The organism is Streptomyces sp. NPDC059582, from assembly GCF_042735715.1.
GTDB lineage: Bacteria > Actinomycetota > Actinomycetes > Streptomycetales > Streptomycetaceae > Streptomyces.
The window spans coordinates 1-16,326 of the sequence record NZ_JBHWCC010000042.1 but is presented as its reverse complement, the minus strand read 5'-3'; the positions used below and the strand labels follow the sequence as shown (position 1 = coordinate 16,326).

16 protein-coding genes are annotated in these 16,326 nt (G+C 72.1%); 5 read left to right on the top strand and 11 right to left on the bottom strand.

Annotated features, from left to right (window positions below; all coding sequences use genetic code 11):
- Nucleotides 1-3 precede the first annotated feature (3 nt).
- From ACFV0T_RS29730 to ACFV0T_RS29700, 7 genes are read right to left on the bottom strand one after another with little or no spacing between them, the layout of a single operon-like run.
- On the bottom strand, nucleotides 4-1,212 hold the full coding sequence (locus ACFV0T_RS29730; protein ID WP_385785637.1) for an acetylornithine transaminase: 1,209 nt from the start codon (nucleotides 1,210-1,212) through the stop codon (nucleotides 4-6).
- Complete coding sequence (argB, locus tag ACFV0T_RS29725; protein WP_385785634.1) at nucleotides 1,209-2,111, bottom strand: acetylglutamate kinase; 903 nt, start codon at nucleotides 2,109-2,111, stop codon at nucleotides 1,209-1,211. Before argB ends, ACFV0T_RS29730 begins: the two co-directional genes overlap by 4 nt.
- Nucleotides 2,108-3,259 carry a bifunctional glutamate N-acetyltransferase/amino-acid acetyltransferase ArgJ gene (gene argJ, locus ACFV0T_RS29720; RefSeq protein ID WP_385785631.1) on the bottom strand — a complete coding sequence of 384 codons (1,152 nt, stop codon included), beginning with the start codon at nucleotides 3,257-3,259 and terminating at the stop codon, nucleotides 2,108-2,110. Before argJ ends, argB begins: the two co-directional genes overlap by 4 nt.
- On the bottom strand, nucleotides 3,256-4,284 hold the full coding sequence (gene argC / locus ACFV0T_RS29715; RefSeq protein ID WP_385785630.1) for an N-acetyl-gamma-glutamyl-phosphate reductase: 1,029 nt from the start codon (nucleotides 4,282-4,284) through the stop codon (nucleotides 3,256-3,258). The genes argJ and argC overlap by 4 nt, the downstream gene beginning before the upstream one ends.
- Nucleotides 4,285-4,329: 45 nt before the next feature.
- Entirely contained in the window at nucleotides 4,330-4,755 is a 426-nt protein-coding gene (locus tag ACFV0T_RS29710; RefSeq protein WP_385785627.1) for a GtrA family protein, read from the bottom strand.
- Nucleotides 4,755-5,774, bottom strand: coding sequence for a glycosyltransferase family 2 protein (locus ACFV0T_RS29705; protein WP_385785624.1), 1,020 nt, complete (start codon nucleotides 5,772-5,774; stop codon nucleotides 4,755-4,757). The genes ACFV0T_RS29710 and ACFV0T_RS29705 overlap by 1 nt, the downstream gene beginning before the upstream one ends.
- A gap of 23 nt (nucleotides 5,775-5,797) precedes the next feature.
- The gene (locus ACFV0T_RS29700; RefSeq protein WP_385785622.1) at nucleotides 5,798-8,539 is read right to left on the bottom strand and encodes a YfhO family protein; all 2,742 of its coding nucleotides are present in this window, start codon (nucleotides 8,537-8,539) and stop codon (nucleotides 5,798-5,800) included.
- A 520-nt stretch (nucleotides 8,540-9,059) separates the two neighbouring features.
- Here ACFV0T_RS29700 and ACFV0T_RS29695 point away from each other — a divergent pair.
- Both ACFV0T_RS29695 and ACFV0T_RS29690 read left to right on the top strand, forming a co-directional pair.
- Complete coding sequence (locus ACFV0T_RS29695; protein WP_385785620.1) at nucleotides 9,060-9,497, top strand: carboxymuconolactone decarboxylase family protein; 438 nt, start codon at nucleotides 9,060-9,062, stop codon at nucleotides 9,495-9,497.
- A gap of 236 nt (nucleotides 9,498-9,733) precedes the next feature.
- On the top strand, nucleotides 9,734-10,177 hold the full coding sequence (locus ACFV0T_RS29690) for a DUF6314 family protein (RefSeq protein WP_385785618.1): 444 nt from the start codon (nucleotides 9,734-9,736) through the stop codon (nucleotides 10,175-10,177).
- Here the strand turns inward: ACFV0T_RS29690 and ACFV0T_RS29685 are convergent.
- The 3 genes from ACFV0T_RS29685 to ACFV0T_RS29675 all read right to left on the bottom strand — a co-directional run bounded on the left by ACFV0T_RS29685 (nucleotide 10,159) and on the right by ACFV0T_RS29675 (nucleotide 12,797).
- On the bottom strand, nucleotides 10,159-10,752 hold the full coding sequence (locus tag ACFV0T_RS29685; protein ID WP_385785615.1) for a histidine phosphatase family protein: 594 nt from the start codon (nucleotides 10,750-10,752) through the stop codon (nucleotides 10,159-10,161). The genes ACFV0T_RS29690 and ACFV0T_RS29685 overlap by 19 nt on opposite strands.
- 125 nt (nucleotides 10,753-10,877) lie before the next feature.
- Complete coding sequence (locus tag ACFV0T_RS29680) at nucleotides 10,878-11,315, bottom strand: GNAT family N-acetyltransferase (RefSeq protein ID WP_385785612.1); 438 nt, start codon at nucleotides 11,313-11,315, stop codon at nucleotides 10,878-10,880.
- Nucleotides 11,316-11,333: 18 nt separating this feature from the next.
- Nucleotides 11,334-12,797 (bottom strand): PLP-dependent aminotransferase family protein, encoded by a 1,464-nt coding sequence (locus ACFV0T_RS29675; protein ID WP_385785610.1) that lies wholly within the window; start codon nucleotides 12,795-12,797, stop codon nucleotides 11,334-11,336.
- Here ACFV0T_RS29675 and ACFV0T_RS29670 point away from each other — a divergent pair.
- Both ACFV0T_RS29670 and ACFV0T_RS29665 read left to right on the top strand, forming a co-directional pair.
- Nucleotides 12,796-13,713, top strand: a complete 918-nt coding sequence (locus ACFV0T_RS29670; RefSeq protein ID WP_385785607.1) for a DMT family transporter — start codon at nucleotides 12,796-12,798, stop codon at nucleotides 13,711-13,713. The two genes, ACFV0T_RS29675 and ACFV0T_RS29670, sit on opposite strands and share 2 nt — an antisense overlap.
- A gap of 26 nt (nucleotides 13,714-13,739) precedes the next feature.
- Nucleotides 13,740-13,934 carry a DUF1918 domain-containing protein gene (locus ACFV0T_RS29665; RefSeq protein WP_385785604.1) on the top strand — a complete coding sequence of 65 codons (195 nt, stop codon included), beginning with the start codon at nucleotides 13,740-13,742 and terminating at the stop codon, nucleotides 13,932-13,934.
- A 1-nt stretch (nucleotide 13,935) separates the two neighbouring features.
- On the opposite strand, the gene ACFV0T_RS29660 is transcribed toward ACFV0T_RS29665, so the two are convergent.
- Complete coding sequence (locus tag ACFV0T_RS29660) at nucleotides 13,936-15,171, bottom strand: glycoside hydrolase family 10 protein (RefSeq protein ID WP_385785602.1); 1,236 nt, start codon at nucleotides 15,169-15,171, stop codon at nucleotides 13,936-13,938.
- 175 nt (nucleotides 15,172-15,346) lie between these two features.
- On the opposite strand from ACFV0T_RS29660, the gene ACFV0T_RS29655 reads away from it, so the two are divergent.
- Nucleotides 15,347-16,207 carry a 3-hydroxybutyryl-CoA dehydrogenase gene (locus ACFV0T_RS29655; RefSeq protein WP_385785599.1) on the top strand — a complete coding sequence of 287 codons (861 nt, stop codon included), beginning with the start codon at nucleotides 15,347-15,349 and terminating at the stop codon, nucleotides 16,205-16,207.
- Nucleotides 16,208-16,326 lie beyond the last annotated feature (119 nt).

The window sequence follows — 16,326 nt, the reverse complement described above, 5'->3', positions numbered from 1 at the left end:
GTCTCATTCCCCGGATCGTCCGTCCCCGTTGGCCACGTCCAGCACGCCGGGCAGCGCCCCGAGGAACGCGTCCACGTCGTCGTCGCCGAGATTCAGCGCCGGCATCAGCCGTACGACATCGGGTGCGGGCGCGTTCACGAGGAAGCCGGCGTCCTGAGCCGCCTGCTGCGCCTTCTGCGCGAGCGGCTCCGTGAGCACGATACCCAGGAGGAGGCCCGCGCCCCTGACGTGGTCGATCAACGGGTGCCCGAGAGACTCGATTCCGTCGCGCAGTTTTTCGCTCTGGTTCTTGACGTTCTCGAGGAGGCCGTCCTTCTCGATGGTGTCGAGGACGGCGAGTCCGGCCGCGCAGGCGACGGGGTTGCCGCCGAAGGTCGTCCCGTGGTGACCGGGCTGGAGCAGTTCGGCGGCGTCTCCGAAGGCGACGGTCGCGCCGAGCGGCAGTCCGCCGCCGAGGCCCTTGGCGAGGGTGACGACGTCCGGCAGGACGCCCTCGTGGGCCTGGTACTCGAACCAGTGCCCGGTACGGCCCACACCGGTCTGCACCTCGTCGAGGACGAGCAGCGCCCCGGCGGCGGCGGTGATCGCCCGGGCGGCCTTGAGATAGCCGGCCGGCGGGACGACGACGCCGTTCTCGCCCTGGACGGGCTCGATGATCACCAGCGCGGTCTCCTCGGTGACCGCGGCGGCCAGCGCCTGCGCGTCGCCGTAGGGCACGTGCGTGACATCGCCGGGCAGCGGCAGGAACGGCTCGCGCTTGCCGGACTGGCCGGTGAGCGCGAGGGCACCCATCGTGCGGCCGTGGAAGCCGCCGTCGGTGGCGACCATGTGGGTCCGCCCGGTCAGCCGGCCGATCTTGAAGGCGCCCTCGTTGGCCTCGGCGCCGGAGTTGCAGAAGTAGACCCTGCCGTCGCGGCCGAAGTGCTGGAGCAGCCGTTCGGCGAGGGCGACGGGCGGTTCGGCGACGAAGAGGTTGGAGACATGGCCGAGGGAGGCGATCTGCCTGCTGACGGCATCGACGACCGCCGGGTGCGCGTGGCCGAGGGCGTTGACCGCGATACCGCCGACGAAGTCGACGTACTCCTTGCCGTCGGCGTCCCACAGCCGGGTGCCCTCACCGCGCACGAGGGGCAGTCGCGGGGTGCCGTAGTTGTTCATGAGAGCGCCCTGCCACCGCTGGGTGAGCTCCGCGTTGGTCGCGGTGCCGGTCATGCGTCCCCCTCGTCGTCCGGCACGACCATCGTGCCGATGCCCTCGTCGGTGAAGATCTCCAGCAGGATCGAGTGCTGGACCCGGCCGTCGATGACACGGGCGGTGGTGACGCCGTTGCGTACGGCGTGCAGACAGCCCTCCATCTTCGGCACCATGCCGGAGGACAGCTCCGGCAGGAGCTTCTCCAGCTGGGAAGCGGTGAGGCGGCTGATCACCTCGTCGCTGTGCGGCCAGTCCTCGTAGAGACCCTCGACGTCCGTGAGGACCATGAGGGTTTCGGCTCCCAGTGCCGCAGCGAGTGCCGCAGCCGCCGTATCAGCATTGACGTTGTAGACATGTCCGTCATCCTGACTACGGGCGATCGACGAGACGACCGGGATGCGGCCGTCGGCGAGCAGTGCCTCGATCGCGCCCGTGTCGATCGAGGTGATCTCGCCCACCCGCCCGATGTCGACCAGTTCGCCGTCGATCTCGGGCCGGTGCTTGGTTGCGGTGATGGTGTGCGCGTCCTCGCCGGTGAGGCCGACGGCGAGCGGGCCGTGCTGGTTGAGCAGCCCGACCAGCTCGCGCTGGACCTGTCCGGCGAGCACCATGCGCACGACGTCCATGGCGTCCTCGGTGGTGACCCGCAGGCCCGCCTTGAACTCGCTGACGATGCCGTGCCGGTCGAGGGCCGCGCTGATCTGCGGGCCGCCGCCGTGCACGACGACGGGCTTGAGACCCGCGTGCCGCAGGAACACGATGTCCTGCGCGAACGCCGCCTTCAGCTCCTCGTCGATCATGGCGTTGCCGCCGAACTTGACGACGACGGTCTTGCCGTTGTGCCGGGTCAGCCACGGCAGCGCCTCGATGAGGATCTGGGCCTTGGGCAGCGCGGTGTGCTTGCGCGTGATGCTCATGACGAGTACGCGCTGTTCTCGTGGACGTAGTCCGCGGTGAGGTCGTTGGTCCAGATGGTGGCGGTCTCGGGACCGGCCGCGAGGTCGGCGACGATGTGCACCTCGCGGTAGCGCATGTCGACCTTGTCGCGGTCCTCGCCGACGCCGCCGCTCTTGCACACCCACACGCCGTTGATGGCCACGTTGAGCTGGTCGGGCTCGAAGGCGGCGGAGGTGGTGCCGATGGCGGACAGCACCCGTCCCCAGTTGGGGTCCTCGCCGTGGATGGCGCACTTGAGGAGGTTGTTGCGGGCGATGGAGCGGCCCACCTCGACGGCGTCCTCCTCGCTCGCGGCGTTGATCACCTCGACCTTGATGTCCTTGCTGGCGCCCTCGGCGTCGCGGATGAGCTGCTGACCGAGATCGTCGCAGACGGTGCGGACGGCCTCGGCGAACTCCGCGTACCCGGGGGTGACGCCGGAGGCCCCCGAGGCCAGCAGGAGCACGGTGTCGTTGGTGGACATGCAGCCGTCGGAGTCGACGCGGTCGAAGGTCGTGCGGGTCGCGGCCCGCAGCGCCCCGTCCAGTACGTCGCTGTCGAGGTCGGCGTCGGTGGTGAGGACGACGAGCATGGTGGCCAGGCCGGGGGCGAGCATGCCCGCGCCCTTGGCCATGCCGCCGACGGTCCAGCCGTCCCGGGTGACGACGGACGTCTTGTGGACGCTGTCGGTGGTCTTGATGGCGATGGCGGCCCTCTCGCCGCCGTGCTCGCTCAGAGTGGCGGCCGCGGCCTCGACGCCCGGCAGGAGCTTGTCCATGGGCAGGAGTACGCCGATGAGTCCCGTCGAGGCGACCGCGACCTCGGCGGCGCTGTGGCCGAGCGTGTCCGCGACCTTCTCCGCGGTGGCGTGCGTGTCCTGGAAGCCCTTCGGCCCGGTGCAGGCGTTGGCGCCGCCGGAATTGAGGACGACGGCGGAGACCTGGCCGCTCTTGAGGACCTGCTCGGACCACAGGACCGGCGCGGCCTTCACGCGGTTGGAGGTGAAGACGCCGGCGGCGGTGCGGCGGGGCCCGTCGTTGACCACGAGGGCCAGGTCCGGGTTGCCGTTCGCCTTGATCCCGGCGGCGATGCCCGCCGCCGTGAATCCCTTGGCTGCCGTGACGCTCACGGTGCGACTCCGATCGTGGAAAGCCCGGTGGTCTCGTCGAGCCCGAGGGCGATGTTCATGCTCTGGACGGCACCGCCCGCGGTGCCCTTGGTCAGGTTGTCGATGGCGCTGATCGCGATGATGCGGCCCGCCGCCTCGTCGAATGCGACCTGCACCTGAACGGCGTTGGAACCGTAGACGGACGCCGTGGCGGGCCAGCGGCCCTCGGGGAGCAGATGGACGAAGGGCTCGTCGGCGAAGGCCTTCTCGTAGGCGGCGCGCACGGCTTCGGCGGTGACGCCGGGCCGGGCCTTGGCGCTGCACGTGGCGAGGATGCCGCGGGGCATCGGGGCGAGCGTGGGCGTGAAGGAGACGGTGACCGGCTCGCCGGCGGCCGCACCGAGGTTCTGGATCATCTCGGGGGTGTGCCGGTGGCCGCCGCCGACGCCGTACGGCGACATGGAGCCCATGACCTCGCTGCCGAGCAGATGGGCCTTGGGCGCCTTGCCCGCGCCGGACGTGCCGGAGGCGGCGACGATCACGGCCTCGGCCTCGGCCAGGCCGGCCGCGTACGCCGGGAAGAGGGCGAGCGAGGCGGCCGTCGGGTAGCAACCGGGCACCGCGATGCGCTTGGACCCCTCCAGCGCGGCGCGGCCGCCCGGCAGTTCGGGGAGGCCGTAGGGCCAGGTCCCGGCATGCGCGGAGCCGTAGAACCGCTCCCAGTCGGCCGCGTCCTTGAGCCGGAAGTCGGCGCCCATGTCGACGACGAGGACGTCCGGACCGAGCCGCTCGGCGACGGCGGCGGACTGCCCGTGGGGCAGGGCGAGGAAGACGACGTCGTGCCCGGCGAGCACCTCGGGGGTGGTCTCCTGGAGCACCCGGTCGGCCAGCGGCAGCAGATGCGGCTGGAGCGCGCCCAGTTCCTGCCCGGCGTTGGAGTTGCCGGTCAGGGCGCCGATCTCGATCTCGGGGTGTGCCAGGAGCAGCCGCAGGACCTCTCCGCCCGCGTATCCGCTCGCCCCGGCCACCGCTGCTCGTACCGCCATGTCACCCTCCTCCTGGATGGCATGACTATACGTCGCGATGCACGTTTATGCAATCATCCGGACGGCACCCGCTTCGGAGTCCATGACCCAGCGGGAGACCACGAACGTCACCGGGATCGCCGCCATGGACGCGACGAGGGGAGCGAACCGGCTCCCCTGGTGCAGGACGCCGACGATCACGTACACACCTGCCGTGGTGATCAGGAAATTGGCCGCATTCGTCAGGGGAAACAGCAGGAATTTACGCCAGGTCGGCCGCGTCCGGTAGGTGAAGCGCGCATTCAGAAAGAAGGAGCCGGTCATGCTGAGAAGAAACGCAAGCACATGGGCGCCGAGATAAGGCAAGGGGATGAGAAACAGGAGGTAAAAACCGTAGTACGTGGCCGTGTTGATCACACCGATCGCGGCGAAGGTGAGAATCTGCCGCCGCACCGGGCGCGAGGTCACAGGGCGCGAGGTCGCGGTGCGCATCAGGGAATCAGGTCCTTCACTCGTTCCACGTTGGTCGCCTTCACCAGGAAGTGCGGACGCCCCTTCACCTCGTAGTAGATCCGGCCCGTGTACTCCCCGATGACCCCCAGCATGGTCATCTGGACGCCCGCGAGGGCCGTGACGGCGGTGACGACCGTCACGTAGCCGGGTGTCTCCACGCCGTTGACGAGCGCCGCGCCCACGATCCACGCCGTGTACAGCCCGGCGCACAGCAACAGGGTCATACCAAGGTAGAGGGCGGCCCGCAGCGGGCGGTTGTTGAACGAGAGCAGTCCGTCGATTCCGTAGTTGAGTAGGCCCCGGAAGCTCCACGAGCTGCGGCCGTGCTCGCGCACGGCGTTCTCGTACTCGAAGGTGACAGCGGGGAACCCCACCCAGGCGAACAGGCCCTTGGAGAAGCGGTTGGTCTCGGTGAGCGCCAGGATCGCGTCCACCACACGGCGGGACAGGAGCCGGAAGTCACCGGCTCCGTCCACGAGTTCCACGTCGACGAGCCGGTTGACGAGCCGGTAGTACAGGCGCGCGGTGACCGTGCGCAGCATCCCGTCGCCGCTGCGGGTGCGCTTGGCGATGACCTGGTCGTAGCCCTGTCCGTGCAGCTCCACCATGCGTGTGATCAGTGCCGGCGGGTGCTGGAGGTCGGAGTCCATGACGATCACGGAGTCTCCCGAGGCGTGGCGCAGACCGGCCAGCAGCGCCGCCTCCTTGCCGAAGTTGCGGCTGAAGGAGACGTACCGCACGCGCGGGTCGAGGTCCGCGAGCCTCTTCAGGACGGCGAGCGTACGGTCGCGGCTGCCGTCGTCGACGTAGACGAACTCCATGTCGTGACCGCGTGGCAGAAGTTCGTCCGCGCGGTCGCGGCTGCCGTCGTCGACGTAGACGAACTCCATGTCGTGACCGCGTGGCAGAAGTTCGTCCGCGACCCGCTGGACATGGTCGTGGAAACGCTCGATGACGTCTTCCTCGTTGTAACAGGGTGCGACGATCGAGATGAGCATGGTTCTCCCCCTGGAGCGCGCTGTCAGAGCGCCGGTCGCGCGCCGGCGCGGGCGGGTGGACGAGTGGTCGTGGAGCGTGCCGCGGCACGCCGTCCGCGGACGGCGGTGAGGGCGCCGAGCAGGGCCAGGCCCAGCAGTGCCACGCCCCCGACCGCCGTGCCCAGCCGGAGACCGGGCGGGTGGAACGTGCAGGTGAGGCTGGTCGAGGAACCGTCGAGCGGCACGGCGATCAGCCCGTGGTAGTCCCGGGCGGGTACGGCGGCGCCGTCGCCCGTGGCGCAGCGCCAGCCGGCGATCCTCGGGGCCGCGACGACCGCGATTCCCCTGCTGCCCGCGGGAAGCCGGGCCCGGACGGTGCCGTCGGAGACGGTCACCTCGGTGGCGCCGGTGGCCTTGAGCCGTTCGACCGCGGTGCGCAGCCGGCCGGTGTCCAGACAGCCGACCGCGCCGTCCGGGACGAGGCTCGGCCGGTCCGGGGCCAGGTCGATCCGCAGCTGTCCGGAGGCGGGCACCCGGCCGAGCCGCTGCATGGAGGCGATCATGGTGACGGGATAGTCGGACCGGAACCGTCCGTTCGGGCCGTGCACGGAGGCGTCGGCCAGGCGTGCGGTGCCCGAGAAGTACGGCGCCCACAGGTAGACCTCGCTGCCGGCCCGGCAGCGGGCCGTGATCGTCGGCTGCCGTGCGGCGGTGGCGTCCGGGAGGGCCTCCAGGCGCCGGCCCGGCCGCCAGTCGTCGCTGCGGTCCGGGACTGTCCCGTCGCCAGTACGCACGGTCAGGCGGGGCACTGTGTAGACGCGGGTGCCCAGCAGCAGCTCCTGGTTGCGGTACGGCGACGGCCCGAAGGCGAGGACGTCCGTACGGCCCCCGTGCGTGCCGGCTCCGGACGGCCGCACCGTGACCAGGGGCGGCGCCTGCTGCCGGGTCACGGTCGTCCGGCTGCCGTCCTGGGGGAAGCGTGTCTGGTGCGGGTCCGGCGGGGAGTGCACCCGGGCGCCGACGGAGAAGAGCGCGTCCGTGACGGCGTTGTCCAGGCTCTGCACATTGCGGCCCCGCGAGGTCCAGCCGTCCCCGAGGGCGGTGAGCGTGCGGCTGAGGACGTCGGAGGTGAGGCTGCTGTAGTACTGGGCGCCCTGGCCCCCCACCTCCATCGGGTCGTTGCCGACGGTCTGTTCCCGGCCCGGTTCGGTGCGGTACCGGGGCCAGTCGTCGGCGCCGGCGATCGCCTCCGACTGGGTCTGCTGGCGTGCGCCCCAGGGGACGTGGTTGTCCATGTGGGTGACCCGCGCCCGCGTGGCCACGGCGGAGGTTGCGGTGGCCTCGCCGATCTGCCCGCCGAGAAGCAGGGCCGCGGCCAGCGCGGTGCAGAGCCGGCCGTCCATGCCCCACCCGCCGTCCGCCCGGCCCAACAGGGCCAGCCCGGCCAGCGCGGCCAGGGCGGCGAGCAGGGCGATCGGCAGCGTGAAGGAATGGCGTGCCGGTGCGCTTCCGGCCGCGACGGCCGTGATCAGTGCGAGCAGTCCGGCCGCCGCGCCCAGCGCGCGCAGGTCGGGCGGGCCGTACGAGAGCGCGGTCCAGGCGGAGATCACCAGCAGCCCGCACAGCACGAAGGTCTGCCGGTACGCGCTGCCCTGCGGGGTGGCGAAGGCGTGCCAGACCAGGTGGGTCGGCTCCCATCGCATCGACAGCGTCACCGCCACCACCAGCAGGGTCCATCCGGCGCGCACCCGCCGGGGAACCGCCCGGTGGAAGGGCAGGGCGAGGGCGAGCAGCAGCGCCGCCGTGCCCACGTAGACGGCCGGACTGCTGAAGCTGTACGACGTCGGCAGCAGGTGGGCCAGCAGGTACGCGGTCGCCAGCGGCCTGAACTGGGTGACCCGGCCCGGATGTGCGTGCCTGGTCCCGAAATACACGACGGCGACCAGCGGTGCGGCCAGGCCGATGCCGAGCACGGTGCTCAGTCCCGCCCGGCTTGCCGCCGCGATCCGCCGCCGCGGCGGGAGGCCGGACAGCCACAGCCGCAGCGCCAGCACCAGACCGGCGCCGAGGGTGGCCATGTACGCGGTGTAGAAGTTGGCGATCCAGGCGACCGCCACGATCAGCGTGCCGAGCACCGGTCGCCGTCCGTTCAGCGCCCACTCGCCGACCAGGCACAGCAGCGGCAGGGCGACGAGGCCGTCCAGCCACATGGGGTTGACCGCGGCCGTCAGCACGCTCCAGCCGCACAGGGCGTAGGAGGCGCCGAGCAGCCCCGCCGCCCACCAGCGGCCGGGGCGCAGGGCGAGCAGCAGCCAGGCCATGGCCGCTCCGGCGCACGCCGTCTTGAGCACGGTGATCACATAGACCGCGAGGTCGATCTCGTCCCTCGGGAACACCACCACGAGCAGGGCGAACGGACTGCTGAGGTACGTGCCGAGGTCGGGCAGGAAGCTGGAGCCGAATCCGGACTGCCAGTTCACCAGCAGGCCGCCGTCGGCCCTTCCGTGCAGCAGGTCCCACAGGTGGGCGTGGAACGGTACGTACTGGTTGCCCAGGTCGCTGACGTTGCGGGTGCGGGGCCCGAAGGGGTAGCTGCGTGCCACGGCGTCGGCGGCGCAGCACACGAGGACCGCGACAGCGGCCGCGAGCAGGGCGGCGGCCTGCTGCGGCCCGACCGCCGGGCGGCGCGACCACAGCGGAGTACGGCGCTCTCGGGTCCGGTCGGACGCCGGATCGGAGGGCGGCGCGGGCGCCGACTGCGGCTCCGGACGGACGGTCGGTTTCACACCCTGTTCCTGTACGGACGACGCCCCGGGCTCCTGTGAGGAATGCCACACGAAAGGGCGGTGGGTAAAGTCGGGCGTTCCATTGTCGGCAGGCTCCCAGGGGAAGTGGCGCGCATGGCGTCTCGTCCAGGGGTGTCACTCCCCCGCATTACTGATTCGCCGCCTTAGACGGACTGGGATTCCGAATGGTTGTGCCCCGTCGGGAATTGGTGAGGGTCCTTTCGAAATCGGACGCGGATCTCACGAAAGTCACGATGAACACCCGGGAAACAGAAATAGTCCCGCACGGGGATCGGAAGTGAAGGAAAGTGGCACGGCGGCCGGCTTGTCTTGGAGCGCGCTCCAAGTTCTACGGTCTTCCCATGACCGGCGGAGAGCCCTCTCCCGCAGCCGGGGCCATCGCCTCGCGTCGACCGACCCGACCGAGGCACCGTGCCGGAAACGCCGCGCGCCGGACGACACGATCGACCGCTACGAACGGGCCGCTCCCCGGGGAACGGCCGGGAACGGATGACAGGACATGAGCGAGCACACCACCCGCGACGAGCGTTTCGCCCACGGTCTGGAGGTCCTGAACCGGGTCGACGGCGAGGCCGGCCGGCGGGTCGTCGACTCCCTCGCGGACGTCAGCCCGGAACTCGGCCACCAGGTCGTCGCCTGGGCCTTCGGCGAGATCTACGACCGTCCCGGACTCGCCGCGCGCGACCGCCAGCTGGTGACACTGGGCATGCTGACCGCCCTCGGCGGCTGCGAGGCCCAGCTCCACGTGCACGTGAACGCGGCACTGAACGTGGGCCTCACCCCCGAGGAGATCACCGAGGCGCTGCTGCACTCCGCCGTCTACTGCGGCATGCCGAAGGCGCTGAACGCGACCTTCGCCGCGAAGCAGGTGTTCGCCGAGCGCGGGCTGCTGCCGCTGGGGCAGCGGCCCGCCGAGGACCCGGCCACCTCAGCCTGATCCGCAGGAAGGTGACGGAGTTCGCCGGGGAGGAGGGGGAAGGTGGACGTGAACCGGTCGGCGACCCCGGTGAACGTCGAGGTCACCGGCGCGACCGCGGTCGCCGTCTGCGTGCTCACCGCCTCCGGCGCGAAGGGGGCATGAGCGTGTCAGTGGGGTGTCCGACAGCCCGTAGGGTCGACGGCGGGGACGCGCCGCCGTCGGCGACGCGAGGCGCCGACCGAGGAGGGATGGCGATGGGCGAGTTCTGGCCCGTGCCCGACGTACTGGCCCATCTGGCCGGGCGCTGGCGGGTGGAGCGCACCGTGCGGGATCTCAGCGGCGGCGACGAGGGCCGTTTCGAGGGCGCCACCGTCTTCGGCCCGCTGGACGGCGGTGGGCTGCTGCACCACGAGAGCGGCGTCTTCGTCTGGCGGGGGGTCGCCCGGCCCGCCGAGCGGACCCTGCGGTTCCTGCCCGGCGCGGCCCCGGGCACGGCGGACGTACGGTTCGCGGACGGGCGGGCCTTCCACGACCTGGACCTGTCGTCAGGACGGTATGTGGCCGACCACCCCTGCGCCGCCGACTTCTACCGGGGCGAGTTCACCGTCCGGGACGCCGGCCACTGGCGCACGGTCTGGCGCGTCGGCGGCCCCGCGAAGGACCTCGTCCTCACCACCGACTACGTCCGCGAGGACTGAGCGGACCCGGGGTCGAAGCGCAGGTTCCAGCGGCTCGCCTGGCCCGTGACGGTGATCGTCGACAGCGGGCGCACGTCGACGTTCCAGTACGTCGAGGGCGGCGACTTCAGGGCGTACACCAGGGCGGCTCGGATCACCGAGGGCTCGGCCACGGCGACGATACGGCCGCCGTCCTCGACCGGGCGGGTGTCCAGCCAGCCGCCGACCCGGGAGATGAACGCGAGCAATGACTCCCCGCCGTGCGGGTTGGAGCGCGGGTCGGAGAGCCACGCGTCCACGGCCTCCGGCTCCCGGGCCATCGCCTCACCGAGGGTCAGCCCGCGCCAGCGGCCCATGTCACAGTCCCGCAGGGCGAGCTGCACGAGCGGCGCGTAGCCGAGGGCGTCCCCGGTGGCACGGCTGCGCGGGGTCGGCGAGCAGTAGCGCAGCTCCGCGGCGGCGAGCGGCAGCAGTCCGCCGGCGGCGCGCTGCACCTCCTCCCAGCCCGCCTGGTCCAGCGGCCGGTCGTCCTCGAAGCGTTCCGCGAGCAACGGGGAACTGCGCGCGGCGGCGACGAATGTGAGCCGAAGTGGCATGCGGCGATCGTGAGCCGCGAGAGTCCGCTGGTCAAGGGGTGCTGACGGGGATTTACCGAGGGTGCGCCAAGTCTTGTCCCAAGGTCAGGACCTGCCGGACCTACCGGACGATCCACGCGAAAGCCTCACTCGAAGACGAGCGCCATCCAACGGTCGGGCCGCTCCAGCGCCCGAAAGCCCAGCTTCTCGTAGACCCCGTGGGCGTCGTGGGTGGCGAGCAGGACGCGCCGCAGCCCGTACGGCCGGACCTGCTCGCGCACGGCTCCCACCAGGGCCGTACCGATCCCCTTGCCCCGCACCGACGGATGCACGTACACGTCGCACAGCCAGGCGAAGGTCGCCCGGTCGGTGACAACCCGCGCATAAGCGACCTGTTCACCCGAAACCGTGTCGTACACCCCGAAGTTGAGGGACCCGGCGATCGCCCGGTCCTGCTGCTCGCGCGGCCGGCCGATCGCCCAGTACGCGTCGGCGGACAGCCAGCGGTGCACGCGCTCGGCGTCGATCCGGTCGGGGTCGGTGGAGATCTCGTAGCCCTCGGCGAGGCTCGGGGTATCGGTCATGGCGGGATCCTCACAAGCTCAGACACCGCGTGTCGAACGGTTTCCCGATCGCGGCAGCACCTCGTCGCAAGCGGTCCGCAGCCGCCGTACGCCCTCCGTGATCTCGCCGGTCCCCGCGACCGCCGCGAAGCTCAGCCGGAGGTGCCCGGCCGGGGGTTCGGCGCTGAAGTACGGCCGGCCGGGGGTCAGCGCGACGCCCGCGCGCAGGGCGGCGGCGGTCAGGGCGGTCTCGTCGGCGCCGTCGGGCAGGCGCAGCCACAGGTGGTAGCCGCCGGACGGGATGTGCGGCAGGGCGAGTTCGCTCAGGTGCAGGCGCAGGGCGCCCGTCATCGTGTCGCGGCGGGTGCGCAGTTCCGCCGAGATCGCCCGCAGGTGCCGCGGCCAGGCGGGCGAGCCGACGAGTTCCAGCGCCGCCTCCTGGAGCGGCCGGGGGACGAAGAAGGTGTCGACCACCTGGATGGCGCGCAGCCGCTCCAGGACCGGGCCGCGCGCGGCCAGGGCGCTGACCCGGAAGCTCGGCGACGTGGCCTTGGTGAGCGAACCGACATGGACGACGACGCCGTCCGGATCGTCCGCGACGAGCGGGCGCGGCAACTCCCCCGCGTCCTCGTGCACGAGCCGCCGGACGAAGTCGTCCTCGACGACGAACGCGCCCGCCTCGCGCGCGATGCGCAGCACCTCGCCGCGGCGGGCCGGGGCGAGCACGGCGCCGGTCGGGTTCTGGAACAGCGGCTGGCAGACGAGGACGCGGGCGCCGGTGGCCCGGAACGCGTCGGCGAGCAGGTCCGGGCGCACCCCGTCGGCGTCCACGGGGACCGGCACCGGGCGCAGGCCCGCCGCACGGGCGATGGCCAGCATGCCGGGGTAGGTGGGCGACTCCACGAGCACCGGGGCGCCGGGCGGCGCCAGCGCGCGCAGCGCGGTGGTCAGCGCGGACTGGCCGCCGGACGTGACCAGCACCTCGGCAGCCGTGACCGATCCGCCGATGCCGCGCGCGAACCACTCCCGCAGCTCCGGCAGCCCCTCCATGGGCGGCCGCCCCCAGGCCCCGGGACGGCGCCCGGCGCGTGACAGGGCGGCGGCCATGGCCCGCTCGGGCTGGAGCGAGGGGTGCAGATAGCCGCCGTTGAACTCGATCACCCCGGGCGGCGGCGCGGCCAGCGAGACCGTGACCCCGGAGGCGTCCACCGTGCGCGGGACGAGGTCGGCGCCATCCGCGCTGAGGGCGACCTCCTGCCAGGAGGTGTCGCCGACGGGTTCGGTCCTGGCGCGCGGGCGCGCGCGGAACGCGCCGGCTCCGGGCCGGGTGACCACCAGCCCCTCGGCGGCCAGCTGCGCGAGGGCGCGCGAGACGGTCACCGGGCTCACCCGGAACCGTTCGACGAGGGCCCGGCTCGACGGGAGCTTTCCACCAGGAGAGTAGCGGTCAAGCTCGCGTCGCAGCTGATTCGCCAGTTCACCGACACTGCTACGCTCTTGCATGAGAGCACAGAGTAGCGCTACTACCGCGACCCGGATAGCGGTCGACACCCCCTCCGCCGGAACGTCCGCGGGGCTGGCCCAGGCCGCCCTCGGTGTGCTCGCCTTCTCCCTCACCTTCCCGGCCACCGCCTGGGGCCTGGAGGGATTCGGCCCCTGGGCCCTGGTGTCCGTGCGCAGCGTCCTCGCGGCCGTGATCGCGGGCGGCTGCCTGCTCGCGCTGCGCGTGCCGCGGCCGGCCCGCGCGCACTGGCCCGGGCTCGCGGTCGTCGCCGCCGGGGTCGTCCTCGGCTTCCCGCTGCTCACCACGCTCGCCCTGGAGACGTCCACCACCGCGCACGCCGCCGTCGTGGTCGGGCTGCTCCCGCTCACCACCGCGCTGCTGTCCGCCCTGCGGGTCGGTGCCCGACCCTCGCGCACCTTCTGGGTGGCGTCGCTGGCGGGCGCCGCCGCCGTGGCCGCCTTCACCGCGCAGCAGAGCGGGGGCGCTCTGTCCTCCGCCGACCTGTACCTCTTCGGCGCCCTGCTGGTGTGCGCGGCCGGCTACACCGAGGGCGGCCGGCTGGCCCGGGTGCTGCCGGGCTGGCAGGTGATCGGCTGGGCGCTGGTGCTGTGCCTGCCCCTCACCCTGCCCGTCGCCGCCGTCGCCCTCGCCCACCGGCCGGCGCACCTGACCGCGCACAGTGTCGCGGGGCTGCTGTGGGTCGCGGCCGGCTCGCAGTTCCTGGGGCTGGTCGTCTGGTACCGGGGCATGGCGGCGATCGGCATCCCCAAGGCGAGCCAGTTGCAGTTGGCGCAGCCGCTGCTCACACTGGTGTGGTCGGTGCTGCTGCTCGGCGAGCACCTCACGCCGGCCGCCCCGTTGACGGCCGCCGCCGTACTCGTCTGCATCGCCGTCACCCAGCGGGCGCGCGGCTGAGCGCGCACCGGCGAGGAGGTCCTGAGATGCGCGCAACCAAAGGCGACCAGCTTGTCCAGCACGGCAGGGTGGTCGGCCAGCACGATCAGGTGTCGGAAGTCGTCGAGGTGATGGGCACGGAGGGCAACCCGCCCTACCGGGTCCGCTTCGCCGACGGGCACGAGGCAGTCATGTCCCCCGGTCCCGACTGCGAGGTCCGCCACCCGAACCGGGACCGGTGAGTCAGCGCGGGGGTTTCGCCGGCTGCCGGTAGTGGTCGGCGACCACCCGCGCCATGGCCCCGATCCGGTCCTTCGACACCTCTCGGGCGGCGAAGAAGACGTGCCCCCGCACCTCCGGGTGGCGCGCGGCGAGGGTGAGGTGACGGGACAGTTCGGCCGGGTCCTGCCAGGCCTTGGGCTGCGCCGGGTCGCCCGCCTTGTACAGCGCCTCGCCCAGGTACAGCTGCGTCTTCGTGCCCCGCGCGACCTCCGCCCACCAGGGCACGAGCTTGGCGTAGTCGGCGGCGGACAGGCCGATGTTCCAGTACAGCTGCGGGACCAGGTAGTCGATCCAGTGCTTGCGGACCCAGGTCCGGGTGTCCGCGTACAGGTCGTCGTACGTCTGCACGCCCGCCCGGGTGTCGGAGCCGAGCCGGTCCGTGGCGGCGTTGCGCCACACCCCGAAGGGGCTCACGCCGAACCGGGTGCCGGGCCGGACCCGCTTGACCCGGGCCGCCATCTCGCGCACCAGCCGGTTGATGTTGTCACGGCGCCAGGCAGCCCGGTTCGGGAAGGCACCGCCGTGCGCGTCGTAGGCGGCGTCGTCGTCGAAGCTCTGGCCCGCCACCGGATACGGATAGAAGTAGTCGTCGAAGTGCACCGCGTCGACCGGGTACCGGGCGACGGCGTCGAGCATCGCGTCCTGGACGAAGGCGCGCACCTGGGGCAGCCCCGGGTTGTAGTACAGCTTCCCGCCGTACCGCACCACCCAGTCCGGGTGCCGCCTGGCCGGGTGGGAGGCGACCAGTCGCGCCGGGTCGGCGTGCAGGGCGATCCGGTACGGGTTGAACCAGGCGTGCAGCTGGAGCCCGCGGGCATGGGCCTCCGTGACGGCCGTGCCGAGCGGGTCCCAGCCCGGGTTCTTGCCCTGGGTGCCGGTCAGGTACTGCGACCACGGCTCGTGCGGGGAGGGCCACAGCGCGTCCGCCGACGGCCGCACCTGGAAGACCACCGTGTTGAGCCGGTCGCGCACCGCCCGGTCCAGATGGGCGATCAGTTCGGTGCGCTGCGCGGCCGCCGTCAGCCCGGAGCGGGAGGGCCAGTCGCGGTTGGTCACCGTCGCCAGCCACACGCCCCGCATCTCCTCGGCGGCCCGCCGCCGCCCCGAGTCCAGCGGCCCGGTCCGCGCCGCCGCTCCTGTGGTCGTCAGCGCCGTCAGCGCCGCCAGCGCGAAGACACGCCGGGTCGGTCGCCCCATGCCGTACACCCCCAGTGCGCCCTGGATCCGCGTCGTCACGGACCGTCTGCGCGCCCCAGAATGCCGCACCCGGGCGATCGATCATCGATACTTGGCGGTAACGTGCACGAACGGAGCAGGCACCGAACCACGGCGCTCTGCCCCAGCCGTAGATCAGCGCAGCGAAAGGGACGATGTGACCGACATCGAACGCGTCGGAGTGGTGGGCTGCGGCCAGATGGGAGCGGGCATCGCCGAGGTCTGCGCCCGTTCCGGCCTGGACGTCAAGGTCGCCGAGACGACGGGCGAAGCCCTGGAGTACGGCCGGACCCGGCTGTTCACCTCCCTGGCCAAGGCAGCCGAGCGCGGCAAGATCTCCGAGGAGGAGCTGGCGCAGACGCAGGCGCGGCTCAGCTTCACCACCGACCTCGGCGAGTTCGCGGACCGCGATCTGGTGATCGAGGCGGTCGTCGAGAACGAGCAGGTCAAGACGGAGATCTTCCAGGTCCTGGACCAGGTCGTGACCCGCCCGGACGCCATCCTGGCCTCCAACACCTCCTCCATCCCGCTGGTGCGGCTGGCGGTCGCCACCTCGCGGCCGGACCAGGTCGTCGGCATCCACTTCTTCAACCCGGCCCCGGTGCAGCAGCTCGTCGAGCTGATCCCGGCGCTGACCACCTCCGAGGGCACGCTCGGCCGGGCGCAGCTGTTCGCCGAGAAGGTGCTCGGCAAGCACGCCATCCGCGCCCAGGACCGGTCCGGCTTCGTGGTCAACGCGCTGCTGATCCCGTACCTGCTCTCCGCGATCCGGATGTTCGAGTCGGGCATCGCCAGCCGCGAGGACATCGACAACGGCATGGAGCTGGGCTGCGCCCACCCGATGGGCCCGCTGAAGCTGTCCGACCTGATCGGCCTGGACACGGTCGCCTCGGTGGCCTACTCGATGTACGAGGAGTACAAGGAGCCGCTGTACGCCGCTCCCCCGCTGCTCCAGCGCATGGTCGACGCGGGACGGCTGGGCCGGAAGTCCGGCTCCGGCTTCTACACCTACGGCTGATCCTCCGCCGGTCACACCCAGCTACGCCCGCGGGCCCCGCCCCCGAAACCGGGCCGGGCCCGCGGCAATCACACCCCCGGTGGCCCTAGGGCACGCCAAAGCCACGCCCCCCCACACCC

Bases quoted from the DNA above. Each gene is read 5' to 3' on its own strand.
- argC (WP_385785630.1), bottom strand. From the start codon at position 4,284: ATGGCGGTACGAGCAGCGGTGGCCGGGGCGAGCGGATACGCGGGCGGA.
- ACFV0T_RS29710 (WP_385785627.1), bottom strand. From the start codon at position 4,755: ATGCGCACCGCGACCTCGCGCCCTGTGACCTCGCGCCCGGTGCGGCGG.
- ACFV0T_RS29730 (WP_385785637.1), bottom strand. From the start codon at position 1,212: ATGACCGGCACCGCGACCAACGCGGAGCTCACCCAGCGGTGGCAGGGC.
- ACFV0T_RS29695 (WP_385785620.1), top strand. From the start codon at position 9,060: ATGAGCGAGCACACCACCCGCGACGAGCGTTTCGCCCACGGTCTGGAG.
- ACFV0T_RS29680 (WP_385785612.1), bottom strand. From the start codon at position 11,315: ATGACCGATACCCCGAGCCTCGCCGAGGGCTACGAGATCTCCACCGAC.
- ACFV0T_RS29675 (WP_385785610.1), bottom strand. From the start codon at position 12,797: ATGCAAGAGCGTAGCAGTGTCGGTGAACTGGCGAATCAGCTGCGACGC.
- ACFV0T_RS29685 (WP_385785615.1), bottom strand. From the start codon at position 10,752: ATGCCACTTCGGCTCACATTCGTCGCCGCCGCGCGCAGTTCCCCGTTG.
- ACFV0T_RS29670 (WP_385785607.1), top strand. From the start codon at position 12,796: ATGAGAGCACAGAGTAGCGCTACTACCGCGACCCGGATAGCGGTCGAC.
- ACFV0T_RS29705 (WP_385785624.1), bottom strand. From the start codon at position 5,774: ATGCTCATCTCGATCGTCGCACCCTGTTACAACGAGGAAGACGTCATC.
- ACFV0T_RS29690 (WP_385785618.1), top strand. From the start codon at position 9,734: ATGGGCGAGTTCTGGCCCGTGCCCGACGTACTGGCCCATCTGGCCGGG.
- ACFV0T_RS29665 (WP_385785604.1), top strand. From the start codon at position 13,740: ATGCGCGCAACCAAAGGCGACCAGCTTGTCCAGCACGGCAGGGTGGTC.
- ACFV0T_RS29660 (WP_385785602.1), bottom strand. From the start codon at position 15,171: ATGGGGCGACCGACCCGGCGTGTCTTCGCGCTGGCGGCGCTGACGGCG.
- argB (WP_385785634.1), bottom strand. From the start codon at position 2,111: ATGAGCATCACGCGCAAGCACACCGCGCTGCCCAAGGCCCAGATCCTC.